At 65.3% G+C, this 245-nt stretch carries 1 protein-coding gene; it reads right to left on the bottom strand.

Annotated features, from left to right (window positions below; all coding sequences use genetic code 11):
• Nucleotides 1-2: 2 nt before the first annotated feature.
• The coding region (locus ACPYOI_RS36765) for an LPXTG cell wall anchor domain-containing protein (RefSeq protein WP_481424270.1) at nucleotides 3-245 on the bottom strand (243 nt) is incomplete at its 5' end.

The raw sequence follows: 245 nt of genomic DNA, 5'->3' as shown, positions 1-245 counted from the left end.
CCTCAGACCGCGGCGTCGGCCGGCTGCTGTTGCTTCTGATCGGCACGTCGGCGCACCAGGTATGCTGCGGCGACAACGAGCAGGAAGCCAGCGACACTCGCAAGAGGCACGGAGCTCCCGGCAAGCGGAAGGGAAGCGTGATCGGCGATGCGAGAGAGAAGCGCGTCGGACATGATCATTTCCGCCCCAACCCAGCCGAGCAGACCACCGCCGATCCAGACGATGATGGGGAAGCGGTCCATGAG

The organism is Rhizobium sp. SVR5-2C (assembly GCF_056755115.1).
The sequence above is the reverse complement of the archived record's forward strand: the minus strand, read 5'-3'. Positions and strand labels throughout refer to the sequence as shown.